This window comes from Acidovorax sp. FG60, assembly GCF_057808995.1.
The window spans coordinates 327,095-341,843 of the sequence record NZ_JBMDJC010000001.1; the positions used below are offsets into that span (position 1 = coordinate 327,095).

14 protein-coding genes are annotated in these 14,749 nt (G+C 64.6%); 5 read left to right on the top strand and 9 right to left on the bottom strand.

What is annotated here, in order from left to right:
• Positions 1 to 7: 7 nt before the first annotated feature.
• The 3 genes from lolA to ACODS0_RS01500 are packed head-to-tail and all read right to left on the bottom strand — an operon-like array spanning position 8 to position 3,760.
• Complete coding sequence (gene lolA / locus ACODS0_RS01490; RefSeq protein ID WP_218300475.1) at positions 8 to 640, bottom strand: outer membrane lipoprotein periplasmic chaperone LolA; 633 nt, start codon at positions 638 to 640, stop codon at positions 8 to 10.
• 46 nt (positions 641 to 686) lie between these two features.
• Complete coding sequence (locus tag ACODS0_RS01495; protein ID WP_488832247.1) at positions 687 to 3,023, bottom strand: DNA translocase FtsK; 2,337 nt, start codon at positions 3,021 to 3,023, stop codon at positions 687 to 689.
• Positions 3,024 to 3,082: 59 nt separating this feature from the next.
• Positions 3,083 to 3,760: a Crp/Fnr family transcriptional regulator gene (locus ACODS0_RS01500; protein ID WP_121505666.1), complete on the bottom strand. Its 678-nt coding sequence runs from the start codon at positions 3,758 to 3,760 to the stop codon at positions 3,083 to 3,085.
• Positions 3,761 to 3,951: 191 nt separating this feature from the next.
• Here ACODS0_RS01500 and trxB point away from each other — a divergent pair, with 191 nt between their 5' ends.
• The 3 genes from trxB (at position 3,952) to rpmG (ending at position 5,507) form a co-directional block, all read left to right on the top strand.
• Entirely contained in the window at positions 3,952 to 4,905 is a 954-nt protein-coding gene (gene trxB, locus ACODS0_RS01505; RefSeq protein ID WP_055403077.1) for a thioredoxin-disulfide reductase, read from the top strand.
• A gap of 186 nt (positions 4,906 to 5,091) precedes the next feature.
• The gene (gene rpmB, locus ACODS0_RS01510) at positions 5,092 to 5,325 is read left to right on the top strand and encodes a 50S ribosomal protein L28 (protein ID WP_007859763.1); all 234 of its coding nucleotides are present in this window, start codon (positions 5,092 to 5,094) and stop codon (positions 5,323 to 5,325) included.
• An 11-nt stretch (positions 5,326 to 5,336) separates the two neighbouring features.
• Positions 5,337 to 5,507 (top strand): 50S ribosomal protein L33, encoded by a 171-nt coding sequence (gene rpmG, locus ACODS0_RS01515; RefSeq protein WP_008904999.1) that lies wholly within the window; start codon positions 5,337 to 5,339, stop codon positions 5,505 to 5,507.
• Positions 5,508 to 5,590: 83 nt separating this feature from the next.
• Here rpmG and ACODS0_RS01520 read toward each other — a convergent pair whose 3' ends face one another.
• Positions 5,591 to 7,096: an aminotransferase-like domain-containing protein gene (locus tag ACODS0_RS01520; RefSeq protein ID WP_121505665.1), complete on the bottom strand. Its 1,506-nt coding sequence runs from the start codon at positions 7,094 to 7,096 to the stop codon at positions 5,591 to 5,593.
• A 235-nt stretch (positions 7,097 to 7,331) separates the two neighbouring features.
• Between ACODS0_RS01520 and ACODS0_RS01525 the strand changes: the two genes are divergently transcribed.
• Positions 7,332 to 7,745, top strand: a complete 414-nt coding sequence (locus ACODS0_RS01525; RefSeq protein ID WP_488832256.1) for a hypothetical protein — start codon at positions 7,332 to 7,334, stop codon at positions 7,743 to 7,745.
• Positions 7,746 to 7,807: 62 nt separating this feature from the next.
• Here ACODS0_RS01525 and ACODS0_RS01530 read toward each other — a convergent pair whose 3' ends face one another.
• The 3 genes from ACODS0_RS01530 to ACODS0_RS01540 form a co-directional block, all read right to left on the bottom strand.
• Positions 7,808 to 9,022: a DesA family fatty acid desaturase gene (locus ACODS0_RS01530; RefSeq protein WP_488832258.1), complete on the bottom strand. Its 1,215-nt coding sequence runs from the start codon at positions 9,020 to 9,022 to the stop codon at positions 7,808 to 7,810.
• 134 nt (positions 9,023 to 9,156) lie between these two features.
• Entirely contained in the window at positions 9,157 to 10,431 is a 1,275-nt protein-coding gene (locus ACODS0_RS01535) for an RsmB/NOP family class I SAM-dependent RNA methyltransferase (protein WP_488832260.1), read from the bottom strand.
• 81 nt (positions 10,432 to 10,512) lie between these two features.
• Positions 10,513 to 12,366: a M48 family metallopeptidase gene (locus ACODS0_RS01540; protein ID WP_488832262.1), complete on the bottom strand. Its 1,854-nt coding sequence runs from the start codon at positions 12,364 to 12,366 to the stop codon at positions 10,513 to 10,515.
• A 68-nt stretch (positions 12,367 to 12,434) separates the two neighbouring features.
• On the opposite strand from ACODS0_RS01540, the gene ACODS0_RS01545 reads away from it, so the two are divergent.
• Positions 12,435 to 12,689 carry a DUF1653 domain-containing protein gene (locus tag ACODS0_RS01545; RefSeq protein WP_121420860.1) on the top strand — a complete coding sequence of 85 codons (255 nt, stop codon included), beginning with the start codon at positions 12,435 to 12,437 and terminating at the stop codon, positions 12,687 to 12,689.
• 11 nt (positions 12,690 to 12,700) lie between these two features.
• Here ACODS0_RS01545 and ACODS0_RS01550 read toward each other — a convergent pair whose 3' ends face one another.
• Positions 12,701 to 13,816 carry an ATP-binding protein gene (locus tag ACODS0_RS01550; RefSeq protein ID WP_488832265.1) on the bottom strand — a complete coding sequence of 372 codons (1,116 nt, stop codon included), beginning with the start codon at positions 13,814 to 13,816 and terminating at the stop codon, positions 12,701 to 12,703.
• The gene (locus tag ACODS0_RS01555; RefSeq protein ID WP_121420862.1) at positions 13,804 to 14,532 is read right to left on the bottom strand and encodes a response regulator; all 729 of its coding nucleotides are present in this window, start codon (positions 14,530 to 14,532) and stop codon (positions 13,804 to 13,806) included. Before ACODS0_RS01555 ends, ACODS0_RS01550 begins: the two co-directional genes overlap by 13 nt.
• Positions 14,533 to 14,749 lie beyond the last annotated feature (217 nt).

Genomic DNA, 14,749 nt, shown 5'->3' on the forward strand with positions numbered 1-14,749 from the left:
CAGCAACTTACTGCTTCACCACATCCGCTCCAGCGGGCGGCTTGAACTGGAAGGTGCTGGCGGGCAGCGCTGCGTTGGCCTGCATGCCATTGAAACGAATCAGGGAGCGCTGGCCAAAGCTGTCCAGAATGTCGAGGGCCGCCAGTTGCTCACCCGCAAAACCCACGCGCACGCTCTTGAGCTGACCATCCTTGGTCTTGGGGCTGGCCAGCACCCACTGCAGGCCATCCTGCTCAGGCGCTGCTTCGAGCGTGAACTCGGCCTTGAGCGCCGACAGGTCGGGGGCCGATGCGAGCAGCGCGGCGGGCGTGCTGCCCAGCGCCTGTGACTGCGAACGCTGGGTGACCTGGTTCAGGTCCACGTCGTACAGCCACAGGGTCTGGCCATCGGCCACGATGGTCTGCTCGAAGGGTTTCTTGTAGACGAACTTGAAACGCCCGGGGCGCTGGAATTCAAAACTGCCGCTCGATGTCTTGGTGCGCGCGGTCTGGCCGTCCTTGGGGGGCGAAGTCACGGTCTGCGTGAAATCCGCCTTGCCCGTTTGTGTGCCCTTCATGAACGATTCAAGGCTTTTCAAGCCATCAGCGCTTGCCAGCGTTGCGCTGGCAGCTATCAAAATTGCAGTAACGGTCTTTTTCAAAAGGAACTCCTGTGGGGCACGGGCTGGGCTCATCGCCCTGCCCTTGTCATTCGCTGCGCGCGGGAACCAGCACTTCGCGCTGGCCGCTGGTGGTCAGGCCACTCACCAGGCCCGCCTTTTCCATGTCTTCCAGCAGCCGCGCCGAGCGGTTGTAGCCAATGCGCAGCTTGCGCTGCACGTACGAGATGCTGGCCTTGCGGTCCTTGAGCACCACTTCGACGGCCTGGTCGTACATGGGGTCCTTCTCGCCCCCTTCGCCACCGCCGCCGTCTCCTGACAGATCACCCTCGCCATCCACAGTTCCGCCTTCGAGCACGCCCTCGATGTAGTCCGGCTCCCCTTGTTCCTTGAGGTAACTGACGACACGGTGTACTTCTTCGTCCGACACAAAGGCACCATGCACCCGGATCGGCAGTCCCGTGCCGCTGGCCATGTAGAGCATGTCGCCCATGCCCAACAGGGCTTCGGCGCCCATCTGGTCGAGGATGGTGCGGCTGTCGATCTTGGAGCCCACGGAGAACGCGATGCGGGTGGGAATGTTGGCCTTGATCAGGCCCGTGATCACATCCACACTGGGGCGCTGCGTGGCCAGGATCAGGTGGATGCCGGCCGCACGCGCCTTCTGCGCCAGGCGGGCGATCAGCTCTTCGATCTTCTTGCCCACCACCATCATCAGGTCGGCCAGCTCGTCGATGATGACCACGATGTGCGGCAGGCGCTGCAGCGGTTCGGGCTCTTCGGGCGTCAGGCTGAAGGGGTTGTAGATGAACTCTTCGCGCGCCTTGGCTTCATCAATCTTGACGTTGTAGCCCGCGAGGTTGCGCACGCCCAGCTTGGACATGAGCTTGTAGCGCCGCTCCATCTCGGCCACGCACCAGTTCAGGCCGTGCGCCGCCTGTTTCATGTCGGTGACCACCGGGGCCAGCAGGTGCGGGATGCCTTCGTAGACCGACATTTCCAGCATCTTGGGGTCGATCATCAATAGGCGCACATCGCGCGCCTCGGCCTTGTACAGCAGCGAGAGGATCATGGCGTTGATCCCCACCGACTTGCCTGAGCCCGTGGTACCAGCCACCAGCACGTGCGGCATCTTGGCAAGGTCCGCCACCACCGGGTTGCCCACGATGTCCTTGCCCAGGCCCATGGTGAGCATGCTCTTGGCCTCGTGGTACACCTGCGAGCCCAGGATTTCGGACAGGCGGATGGACTGCCGCTTGGCGTTGGGCAGCTCCAGCGCCATGAAGTTCTTGCCGGGGATGGTCTCCACCACGCGGATCGACACCAGGCTCAGCGAACGCGCCAGGTCCTTGGCCAGGCCCACGATCTGCGAGCCCTTCACGCCGGTGGCGGGCTCGATTTCGTAGCGCGTGATCACCGGGCCGGGCATGGCCGCGACCACGCGTACTTCCACGCCAAAGTCCTTGAGTTTTTTCTCGATAAGGCGGCTGGTCATCTCCAGCGTCTCGGGCGCCACGGTTTCCTGGCGCTGCAGCGGGCCATCGAGCAGGTCCACCAGTGGCAGCTTGCTGTCGGGCATCTCGGTGAACAGCGGCTTCTGGCGCTCCTTCACCACGCGGGTGCTCTGCGGCACGTCTACCAGCACGGGTTCGATGATCTGGATCGGTTGGGGGTGGTGCACCTCGCTTTCGGTGCGCTCCTCCAGCACCACCACTTCACGCTCGCGCGCGGCCTTGCGGCCCACGGCCACATCCTTGGCCACTTCGCGCTTGGCCAGGCGCGACTGCACCAATGCGTCGATGCGCCCTCCCACAATTTCCGCGACATGGCCCCAGGAGAAACGGAACACCAGCGCCGCCCCCAGCACAGCCAGCACGATCGCCAGCAGGCCCGAGCCCGTAAAACCCAGCCACTTCACACTGGCAGGCCCCGTGATGTAGCCCAGCACGCCACCAGCATGCCCCGGCAGGAACGCTTCAAACCGGTACAGGCGCGACCACTCCAGCGCAGTGCTGGCACACATCAGCACCACCAGCCCCACCCAGAACATGGCCCGCCTGCGCATCGGGCTTACCGCGCCCGGGGCCGATTCGCCGCCGCGCATCCACCGCGCCAGCGACGACAACCAGGCCCGCACACCGGCCGCCACACACCACCACACCGAAAAACCCAGTGCAAAGTAGCTGCCATCGGCCAGCCACGCACCAAACCGGCCTGCCCAGTTGGCGACCAAACGCCCACCCCGGGCGCCCGAGGTGGACCAAGCGGCATCCTGCGCGGAATAGCTCAGCAGGGCCAGCAACCAGAAAACCAGGGCCAGCAGCCCCACCATCAGGCCAATTTCGTGGCCAAAACGGGCAGCGCCCGTACGCGGCGGCGACTTCGCCGCAGCCGATGCATTCAGGGTATTGAGGGAATAGGTCATATGCGTGCCGGGCGAGCTTACCGCAAGCCCCCGGGCATGACACCCGGGCTGAAGCGTTGCTAACTCAACGCGTTCAATCGGTCCTTGAGCACAGTGGCGCCACTGGGCAATGCCTCGATAAAGCCACGCTCTTCCAAATCTTTCATCACGCGGCTGACCATCTCGCGGGAGGCGCCCACCATCTTGGCCAGGTCCTGCCGGGAGATTTTGTCTTTGATCACCAACTGGCCCTGAGCGTCGGGCACCGCAAAGTCCAGCAGGGCATGGGCCACACGCCCATACACATCCAGCAACGCCAGTGACTCAATCTTGCGGTCGGCATGGCGCAGACGCTTGACCAGCCCCCGCATCACCACCAGCGACATGGAGGCGTTCTCTGTGAGGCAACGCGCGAACTCTGCGCGCCCGAGCATGAGCACATCGGTCTGCACCTCGGCACGCACCGTGGCCGAGTGGGGTTCGTTGTCGATGATGCTCATCTCGCCGAGGTAGTCGCCCTGCGCGAGGGTGGCCAAAATCACCTCACGCCCCCGGCTGTCCGATGTCATCACGCGGGCGCGCCCCGTGAGCAGGATGAACAGGGCGTTGGATTTTTGCCCTTGCTCCACCAGCGCCTCGCCACGCTTGAAGCGGCGCTTGATCACCGCACCACTGATCACCTCGGCCTGGGCCACCGTAAGCAGCGAAAACAAGGGCACCCGGCGCAGCAGGTCCAGGTTGGACAACATCGTCGACATGAAAACTCCTCTCTAGAGCGACCCAACCGGAGCCGCACGGGTTGTGCAAGGGGTATCAATGGGTTCTTACAATCGCCGTGATTGAAAAAGGGACCGCTCGCGTGAGCGGTGCACGGTTGATACTTGCTAATTCAACCCCCAGCTTCCCCAACAGCGCCGCATGTAGCAGGCGCAAAACACAGGCTTTTACCATGTCCACCACCCAACACGCGAAAGTTCTGATCCTTGGCTCTGGCCCTGCGGGCTACACCGCAGCGGTTTATGCCGCCCGCGCCAACCTGAACCCGGTGCTCATCACCGGCATGGCCCAGGGTGGCCAGCTGATGACCACGACCGAGGTGGACAACTGGCCGGCCGACGTGCATGGCGTGCAGGGGCCGGAGCTGATGCAGCGCTTTCTGGAGCACGCCGAGCGCTTCAAGACCCAGATCATCTTTGACCACATCAACAAGGTCGATTTCAGCCAGCGCCCCTTCACCCTCACCGGCGACAGCGGCACCTACACCTGCGATGCGCTGATTCTGGCCACTGGCGCATCGGCCAAGTACCTGGGCCTGCCTTCGGAAGAGGCCTTCATGGGCAAGGGTGTGTCGGGCTGCGCCACCTGCGACGGCTTCTTCTACCGCGAGCAGGACGTCTGCGTGGTCGGTGGCGGCAATACGGCGGTAGAAGAAGCGCTGTACCTGTCGAACATCGCCCGCAAGGTCACCCTGGTGCACCGACGCGACAAGTTCAAGGCCGAGCCCATCCTGGTGGACAAGCTCAACGAAAAGGTCGCGGCCGGCAAGATCGAGCTCAAGCTGTTTCACACGCTCGACGAAGTGCTGGGCGACAACACGGGCGTGACGGGCATCCGCATCAAGAGCACCAAGGACGGAAGCACGGAAGACATCAAGCTGCAGGGCTGCTTCATCGCCATCGGCCACGCGCCCAACACCGAAATATTCCAAGGCCAGCTGGAGATGGAGAACGGCTACATCATCACCCAGGGCGGCCTCAAGGGTTTTGCCACCCAGACCAGCGTGCCCGGCGTGTTTGCCGCAGGCGATGTGCAGGACCATGTGTACCGCCAAGCGATCACCAGCGCGGGCACGGGCTGCATGGCGGCACTGGACGCCCAGCGCTTCCTGGAACAAGAGTCTTGATTAAAAACTGGGCAGCAGGCTATAATCTGCGGCTTTGCTGAATTCGGCCCGTTTTTGCGGTCCTCCGAAACAGGCAAATCAATCGGGTTACCGCCACCCTTTCTGGCGAGGTGAGGCCGCAAGCCAACCTGGGCACACAAGCCCAGGGCCCAGCGAACGGCCGTTAAAAAGTATCGGAGTGTCCTCATGGCACGCGTCTGCGACGTAACGGGCAAGAAGCCCATGGTCGGGAACAACGTTTCCCACGCCAACAACAAAACCAAGCGCCGGTTCCTGCCGAACCTGCAATACCGCCGTTTCTGGGTCGAGACCGAAAATCGCTGGGTTCGCCTGCGCGTTTCGAGCGCTGCCCTGCGTTTGATCGACAAGAACGGTATCGACTCGGTGCTCGCAGACCTGCGCGCACGTGGTCAGGCTTAAGGAGAAGCACCATGGCAAGCAAAGGCGGACGCGACAAGATCAAGCTGGAATCCACTGCGGGTACCGGCCACTTCTACACCACGACCAAGAACAAGAAGACCATGCCCGAGAAAATGCTGATCATGAAATTTGATCCAAAAGCTCGCAAGCATGTGGAATACAAGGAAATGAAGCTGAAGTAATTCGGCCCGTTCCCCAAAAAAGCCGCCCGTCCAGGGCGGTTTTTTTATGCCTGCTGCGCAGACCTTTCACCCAGACTCTTTGCTCAAGCAACCTTGCGCGGCACGGGCAACTCGGCCATCTGCGCAGCCAGCAAGGCGCCCAGCGTGCGGTAGCCCGCCTCCACTTCGGCCGTGAACGGCATCCCACAGCTCAGCCGCAAGAAGTGCTCATACCGCCCGGTGTTGGAGAACATGGGGCCCGGGGCCACACGGATACCGTTTTGCAGCGCCTCGTCGTACAGGCGCGTGGAAGAGATGCCGACCGGCAGCTCCAGCCACAGGCTCAGCCCACCCGGCGGCAGGCTCAGGCGTGTGCCCATGGGAAAGTAGCGCGCCACGGCCCTCGCCGCCTGTTCTCGCTGGATGCGCAGCTGCGCCCGCATGCGGCGCATGTGGCGCTCGTAGGCCGGAGAGTCCACACTGCGCGCCGCCAGCAGCTGCGACCAGGTCTGCATGTTGCGCGTGCGAGCGAACTTGATCATCTGCACACGGGCCTGCCAGCGCCCCGCGCTCATCCAGCCCTGGCGCAAGCCGGGAGCAAAGCTCTTGCTGAGCGATGCGCAATAGATCACCTGCCCGGCATCGCCCTGCCGGTCCCAGGCCTTGGCGGGCCGCAGCACGTGCGGCGACTCCACGAACTCCCGGTAGATGTCGTCCTCGATGAGGGCTAAGCCATGCTCCACGCACAGAGCCACCAGTCGCTCCTTGTGCGCATCGGGCATCACGCTTCCCTGCGGCATCTGCAGGTGGGGCACCACCACGACACCCTTGAGCCGTGGCTCGTTGCGCGCAGCCAGTTCCAGGGCTTCAAGCGACATGCCCGTGTGCGGGCTGCAGGGGATCTCCAGCGCGCGCAGCCCACGCACCTCGATGGCCTGCAGGATGCCAAAGAAGGTGGGCGATTCGACGGCGATCACGTCGCCCGGCTCGGCGACGGCGTCCAGCGCCAGGTTCACCGCTTCGGAGTTGCCGAGCGTTGCTCCAATGTCGGCTGGCGCGACACACACGCCGAAGGTGAGCGCATGCCGGGCCATGGCCTGCTGGAATTCGGGGTGGGTGGTGGGCGCGGACGGGCCGTACACCAGGACGTCGGGTTGCTCGCGCAACAGGCCGTGGGCCAGGCGGTTGAGCGCTGCCGCATCAAACAGGCTCGGCGCGGGCATGGCGCTGCCCAAGTCCAGCGGCAGCGGGCCTGCACGGCGGGCTTTTTCGAGAAAACCGGAAATGCGCTCGTTGATGCCCGCAAACACCCGCGGGTCGTGGGCCAGCGGCTCGTGCAACTCGGGCTCGCGCGCCCGGGGCAACGCCACATCGCCCGGCTCCCGCACAAAGTAGCCCACCCGCTCGCGCGCCTCCACGCAGCCCAGGGATTCGAGATGCCGCAACACCTGCAGCGCGGTGGTCAGGCTCACTTGGTGCCGCTGGCACAGCTCCCGCACCGACGGCATGCGCATGCCAGGCGTCAGGCTGCCAGCGGCTATGGCCTGTTCGTACAAAGCTGCCAGTTGGCGGTAGAGCGGGGCATCCCGCGAATCGGAAGAATGTGACATGGCGGGTATGGGGTACTGCTGCCGAGCCGTGGCGCAGGCTCAGAAGCCTAGAGGCGCATCGTGCCCGAGCCCTCTCTGCGGGTACAGATACAGGAACGCACAGATCGGACCATAACAGCACGCCAGTAATCTGCGCTGTTCTACCCGTTCCTGCACCGCCGTGTACCTGCCGGAGCAACGCTGCTTTTTTTACGCTACAGCCTCACAGCAGCCCTTCCTTCAGGAGCCCCGCACCATGCCACAGCGCAATCCAACCACCATCCCGCCCACCACCCCATCGGCCGCAGTCACCTTGGGCCTCACACCCGGCCAGAGCCTGTGGCTGTGCCTGCCGCCCGGCAGCGCACTGCACACCACTCAGGGAGAGGTGTCACTTCGCTTTGCTCCACGAGACTTCGGGCACGCGTTGCACACTCTGCCGCAAATGCGGCTTGGGGCGGGCGAACATCTGCCCGAGGGCTGGAACAACAAGGCCGCCTGGGTGCAGGTGGGCAACGCCCTGCACTGCCGCTCTGAGATCCAGGTGATCGAAGGCACTCCCAGGCCGGGACTTTGGCACCAAGTACGGCACCTGCTGCGCTCAGCCTTTGCAGGCCGGGACAAAACCGCAAAGAACCGCGCTTTTGGCAAGGTGCCCGCAATGCGGTAACCGCTGCACCAAAGAAAAAGGCCTTGCCAGATGGCAAGGCCTTGGACAATGCGCGGCCCGCTTCAGCCCTGCGCCGCACGCAGCCGTAGCGAGAACTCACGCAGGGCGGCTATACCGCTTTCTTCCGCGCGGCGGCACCAGGCTTGCAGGTCCGCGGTAAGCTGCTCGCGCGATTGCGAGGTGTTGAGCCACAGCTGGCGCAGCTCTTCGCGCATGGTGACCATCTTGTCGAGCGCGGGGTGCGCAGCACGGGCCTGGGCCAGTTGCGGCAATGCGATGGCCGGCACCTTCTCGGCATCACGGTGCAGCCAGCGCTTGGCGGCCTGGAGCACCGAGGCATCGGCATTGCGTGCCTTGAGCGCTGCGATTTCGTCCTTGCAGGCCTGGCGCACGCCACGCGCATAGCCAGCCATCACCTCATAGCGGTTGGCAATCAGGGCCTCCAGCGTCTTTTCATCGGCTACAGGCTTGACGTCACCCAACTGCAGCTTGGGCGGCACCTTCTTGACCGTGGCCCAGCCAATCTTCTTCATCAGCGTGATGTAGACCCAGCCGATGTCGAACTCATACGGCTTGACCGAGAACTTGGCCGACGTGGGATAGGTGTGATGGTTGTTATGCAGCTCTTCGCCGCCAATGATGATGCCCCAGGGCGAGAGGTTGGTGCTGGCATCCTGCGCCTCAAAGTTGCGGTAGCCCCAGTAGTGGCCCACACCGTTGACCACCCCCGCCGCCCAGAACGGAATCCAGAGCATCTGCACCGCCCACACTGCGGCGCCCAGAGCGCCGAACAGTGCAAGGTTCAGGATCAGCATGAGGCCCACACCCTGCCAGCCGTAACGGGTGTAGACGTTGCGCTCCATCCAGTCATCGGGCGTGCCGTGGCCGAACTTCTTCATCGTCTCCTGGTTCTTGGACTCGGCGCGGTACAGCTCGGCGCCAAGCCACATCACGGTGTCCAGCCCACGGGTCTGGGGGCTGTGGGGGTCGTCCACGGTTTCGCACTTGGCGTGGTGTTTGCGGTGGATGGCGACCCATTCCTTGGTGACCATGCCCGTACCGATCCACAGCCAGAAGCGGAAAAAGTGCGAAGGGATGGCGTGCAAGTCCAGCGCGCGGTGCGCCTGCGCGCGGTGCAGGAAAATCGTGACCGCCGCAATGGTGATGTGGGTCGTCGCCAGGGTGTACAGAATGATCTGCCACCAGGCCAGGTTCCACAACCCATGGCCCAGCCAGTCAATGGCAGCGTTCAGTACAGCCCAATCGGGTAACAGCATATTCAGAAAGCCTTACTTCTACAGAGAAACCGTTCGCCAACGGACCGGTTACCTGATTTTAGAGTGGTACCCGCGAAATAGGTTCGGGGGTATCCATGGTATTTACGCTGATTTAGCGCCTTTAGAAGGCCAAGTCAGGCCTTTTTGGACCAGATTGCGGCAAAGAACCCATCCGTTTGGTGCACATGGGGCCACAGGCGCAAATAACCACTGCCCGACTCACCACCGCTGCACAGCGCCTTGGGCCCCTCCACCTTGAGCTGCTCCAGCAGTTCGCCCGCGTCGAGCAGTTCAAAGTCCGGGTGCGATGCGCTGAATGCCTCTGCGATGGCCTCGTTTTCCTGCGGCAGGATGCTGCAGGTGGCATACACCAGACGGCCGCCGGACTTGAGCAGGCGCGCTGCGCTGTCCAGAATGGCGGTCTGTTTGGCCACCAGCTCTTCGATGGCTTTGGGCGACTGGCGCCATTTGAGGTCCGGGTTCCGCCGCAGAGTCCCCAGGCCCGAGCACGGAGCATCGACCAGCACGCGGTCTATCTTGCCCGCCAGCCGCTTGACGCGGTCATCGCGCTCGTGGGCAATGGCGGCGGGGTGCACGTTCGACAGGCCGCTGCGGGCCAGGCGCGGTTTCAGAGCATCCAGGCGGTGCGCCGAGACATCAAACGCATACAGGCGCCCGGTGCTGCGCATGCCCGCGCCGATGGCCAGGGTCTTTCCACCTGCACCTGCGCAAAAATCCACCACCATCTCGCCGCGCTTGGCGTCAAGCAGCAGGGCCAGCAACTGCGAGCCTTCATCCTGCACCTCGATGGCACCGCGCGTGAACGCATCCAGCTTGGTCAGCGCAGGCTTGTCGTCAATGCGCAGGCCCCAGGGCGAATACGGCGTGGGGCTGGCCTTGATGCCGGCCTTGGCCAGCTCCTTTTGCACGTCGGCACGCTTGTCCTTGAGGGCATTGACGCGCAAATCCAGCGGGGCGCTCTGCGCCAGGCTTTCCACCAATGGCCAGAAGCCGTCGCCCAGCTGGTCCTTGAGGGGCTTCACCAGCCATTCGGGCAGGTTGTGACGGTGGCGCTCCATCAGGTCATCGACCATGACCGCATCGCACTGGTCCAGCCAGTTCTTTTCCTGGTCAGTCAGTGCGCTCTTGAGGAAGTCGCGCGGGCCGTAAAACCCCAGGATGGCCAGACGGCGCTCCTTGGGTCCCGAGCCCGAGGGCGCCATGTGGTCGAACAGGAGCTTCTTGCGCAGCACGGTGTAGACCGTTTCGGCCAGGGTGGCCCGCTCGCGGGGGCCCAGGCCCCGGTTGTCGCGGAAGAATCGTGACACCACCGCATCGGCGGGGTGTTCAAACGTGAGGGTGAGCCTGACCAATTCGGCACAGGCGTCGAGAAGAACTTTGGGATGCATCCCCCGATTGTCCCACTCTGGTCTGATCAACAGCCAACCACAAGGCTCCTTCAAACGACCCGCATCGATCCTTTCGGTTTGTCAACGCGTGTAGACCGGATCAAACGCATAGCGCTGAATCTCCTTCAGGCTGGGCGATTCACCCGCCCACAGCGCCAGCGCGGGGCCGGGAAGGCTCAGATTGCGCTCCAGGGCGCGGCACAGGTGGTAACGGCTTTCGTCGTCCATCCCCGGCAGCTCGACAAAGATCAGGTACGCACGGCGCTGCGGATGCTCGCGCAGGTTCTTGCGCACTAGCCAGCAGCGGGCAAGGGGCGCACAGCGGGCCAGTTCCGATTGCAGCTCGGCCAGTTCGAAGGGGCTCAGGTCGTGACGCGTGATCTGGCTGAAGAAGGAGGTGCCCGACAGCTCTTCCCAGGCGCGCTCTTCGGATTCCTGCGCGCGCTCCAGCCGCTTGCGCCACTGTTTGAAGGCCGCCGCATCATGCTCCATGCCCATGCGGGGAGTTTCCAGCTCGGCCAGCGCGGTGCGCGCGGCCCAGTAGCGGTCGTTGCTGCCCGCTTCCCACACCCGGTGCAGCAGCAGAAGCTTGCCTTCGCGATCGTCCTCGGGCAGGCAAGGCACCAGTCCACACAGGGCGGGCGCGTACTCGGGGCTGCGCTCCAGCGCCAGCTCATACAAGGCGCGCACATCGGCACGGGGGTCCAGATGGCGCTTGAGGCGGGCCAGCTCCACCAGCTCAGCCGCACTGTTCTGAGCGATGGAAGCCTGCAGCGCCTGGGCGCGTGCGCGCACACGTTCCAGCCACGCGTGGTGCTGCTTCCACTCCGTAGCGTTGTCGCGGCACCATTGTTTGTCGAAGTGTTTGACCCACCGTTTGGCCTCATCGCCCAGCAGGGTCAAGGCATTGCCACGCGACCAGTCGGGCAGTGTGGGCGTGGCATCCAGCGCTTCGATGCGGTCCCGCAAGCCGGGGTGGGTGTCGTCCACACTGCTCAGGCGCTTGAGCGCTTGGCGCAGTGCGTCGTTGGCAAAAGCGGCATCCGGGGCCTCGGCCAGGAAACGGCGCATGCTGCGATATGGCCCCACCGGCAGCGGATTGCCAGCGGCACCGCACCAGTGGTTGCCCCAGAACTCTGCCTGCAACGCTGCGCCCCGGATCTCGATCTCGGCCAGGGCGGCGGCGGTCACATCACGGCCCAGCAGCTTGCCCGCAATGCGGTCGGCCTCGTATTCGTCCTGGCGGGCCAGCGCAAACGTCTTGGCCGAAAAGCGCGGAAAGTACCAGCGCATGAACGCCTGCGTGGCCGCGGCCACCGGGCCTTCGTCGTCGGCCAGACTGTGGTTCAGGCGCATCCACGACAGGCGTGTGCGATAGATCCAGGCCGCAAACCGGCCATGGTCGCCGCGCAAGTGGCCGTACTCGTGTGCCAGCACGGCGAGAAAACGCGGCCGGTCCAACGCCATCAGCAAAGGCAGCCCGATGCTCAGGTGGTTAACGGCGCCACCCAGCAGGCCGTACTTGGGCAGCTGCTGGATGCTCGCATTGAACTCGTCGTTCAGCGTGACCTTGTGGATGGGCGGGCCCTTGATCTTGCGGCGGATGCGCTCCAGCGCCTCAAAAAGCTCCGGTGCCTCCAGCGCCGTGATCTCCACGCCCTCAGGCGCGTCAAAACGCACCCACAGCGCCCGCAGGCTGACCCACAGCAGGCCCGCAGCCCCCAGCAGCAGCCACACCATGGCAAAGCGAAACTTCCCCTGCAACATCTGCGGCACCACCCACAGCACAATGCCTGCGGCAAGTCCCAGGCACCCCAGCACCCAGGCATAGCCCAGCGCCGCAAACACGGCCACACTGCGGCGGTATGCGCGGCTGTTGTCAGCACTGGCATGCTCGCTCATGCGCACCAGATGCACAAAATCTGCCTGATCCACGGGCTTCCCTCACTCTTGGGTTGTTTTCAACCGCCATCCTAACCACTCACGACCCCGCACCCACCACCATGACCGACGACGACCTGCCAGCACTCATTCGCACACCACCCGGCCTGTACCGCCACTACAAGGGCATGCTCTACGAGGTGATTGATACCGTGCGCCACAGCGAAACGCTGGAGCCCATGACGCTGTACCGCGCGCTCTATGGCCAGCGTGGGCTGTGGGTGCGACCCGCCGCCATGTTTGAAGAGCAGGTGCTCGTTGACGGTGTGATGCGGCCACGGTTTGAGAAATGCGGGGATGAAACCCCAGCGGGCTGAGCCCGGTGGGCTCACGCCGCAGTGCGCGGAAAAATGGCTGCTGCCACCAAACCACCACCCGCAGCATTGCGCAAGACCAGCCTCCCTCCGTGCCGCCGCACGATATCGCTGGCAATGGTGAGCCCCAGCCCGGCCCCGCCACTCTGGCGGTTGCGCGAGGCCTCGACGCGGTAGAACGGCTCCATGACCCGCTCCAACTCTTCGGCGGGCAAACCCGGGCCATGGTCACGCACCTCGATGGTCAGCGCGTCGGCCGCATCGTGCAGCGTGACCTCGGCACTGCCGCCATAGCGAATCGCGTTGCCCACCAGGTTGTCCAGACAGCGCCGCAGCGCCACGGCCTGCACCCGCAGCGGGGCCGCCTGCCCCGCCACCGTGACCCGGTAGCCCATGGCGAGCTGGTCATCGGCCAAGCTGTCCACCAGGGCCCGCACATCCAGCAGCACCCAGGCCTCGGCACCCGCCACGCCACGCAGGTAGTCCAGCGTGGAGGCGATCATGGCGTCCATCTCGGCAATGTCGCGGCGAAACAGCTGCTGGGCGTGGCTATCGTCCAGGCATTCGGTGCGCAGGCGCAGCCGGGTCAGCGGCGTGCGCAGGTCATGCGACACCGCCGCCACAAACCGGTCGCGCTCGGCCAACTGCTGGCGGATGCGCGCCTGCATCTGGTTGAATACACGGCTGGCGTCGCGGCATTCCAGCGTGCCGTCCTCGGGCAGCGGGGGGCGGTCGATATCGCGGCCCAGCTCCTGCGCCGCCGTGGCCAGCCGGTGCATGGGGCGCGACAGCCAGCGTGCCGCCCACCAGGCCACGGCCACCAGCGCCGCCAGCCGCACGCTGATGTCGAGCAGCAGCCCCAGTTGCAGCGATGGCGGGGCATTCCACAAGCCCTGCTCTGGCCCCGGCGGCGGCAACCGCAAAGAGTGCCCATCGGCTGCCACCCCGGGGGGCTGCGGGCCAGGCGGGTGCCCGGGGTGCGCAGGGCGCAGTTCAAACATCAAAGTCAGCGCCAGCACATGGCTCACGATGACGGCCACGATAAGCAGCAGAGCGAGCCGGCCAAAAAGGGTCTCAGGCAGCCAGCGCTGCAGCGCCGCAGGCCAGCGCGCAACCATCAATGCGGCCATCCCACCTGCCCCTGCAGCGACTGCACGTTGAACACGTAACCGGCGCCCCGCACAGTGCGGATCATCGAGGGCGAGCGCGGGTCGTCCGAGAGCTTGCTGCGCAGGCGCGAGACCAGCAGATCGATGCTGCGCTCGAATGCGTCCATGGCCCGGCCTCGCGCCTGCTCCATGAGCTGGTCGCGGCTGAAAACGCGGCGCGGCATGCGCAAGAAGGTGCAGAGCAGGCGAAATTCGGCGTTGGACAGCGGCACCACCACACCCTGTGGGGATACCAGGTGCCGCTCGATGCTGTGCAGGGTCCAGCCATCAAAGCGCACCAGCCCGTCGGGCTCCTGGGGGGCCGGGGCGCTCTCGCCGCGCGTGCGGCGCAGCACGGTCTGGATGCGTGCCACCAGCTCGCGCGGCTCGAAGGGTTTGCCCATGTAGTCGTCGGCCCCCATCTCCAGCCCCAGCACGCAGTCGTAGGGGTTTGCGCGGGCGGTGAGCATGATGATCGGCACCCGGGAGCGTTCACGCAGCTCCCGCGCGAGGGTGATGCCGTCGGTGCCGGGCAGCATCACATCCAGCACCACCAGGCCGATGGGGTGCGCGAGCATCTGCGCGCGCATCGACGCCGCATCACACGCCGCGTGGGCGGCGTGGCCAAAGCGGGCGAGGTATTCGGTGAGCAGTGTGGTGATCTCCACATCGTCGTCCACCACCAGGATGTGTTGCATGGGATCTGTCGTGCAAAAGAACACCCAAGTTTAGGCAGCTACAAACCACCGCTGGCGACGATCTGGCGGGCATTTCCGCCATTGTTCGGTCCTTGTGGACGCCCTTTGTATCGACCTTGGTACAAAGCAGACAAACCCCGGAGACACGCACAACCAAGAATGGTTACGGGCCATGGCTGAGGGCTTCCGTTTTGGGGGACCAGGCACCGACCCACCC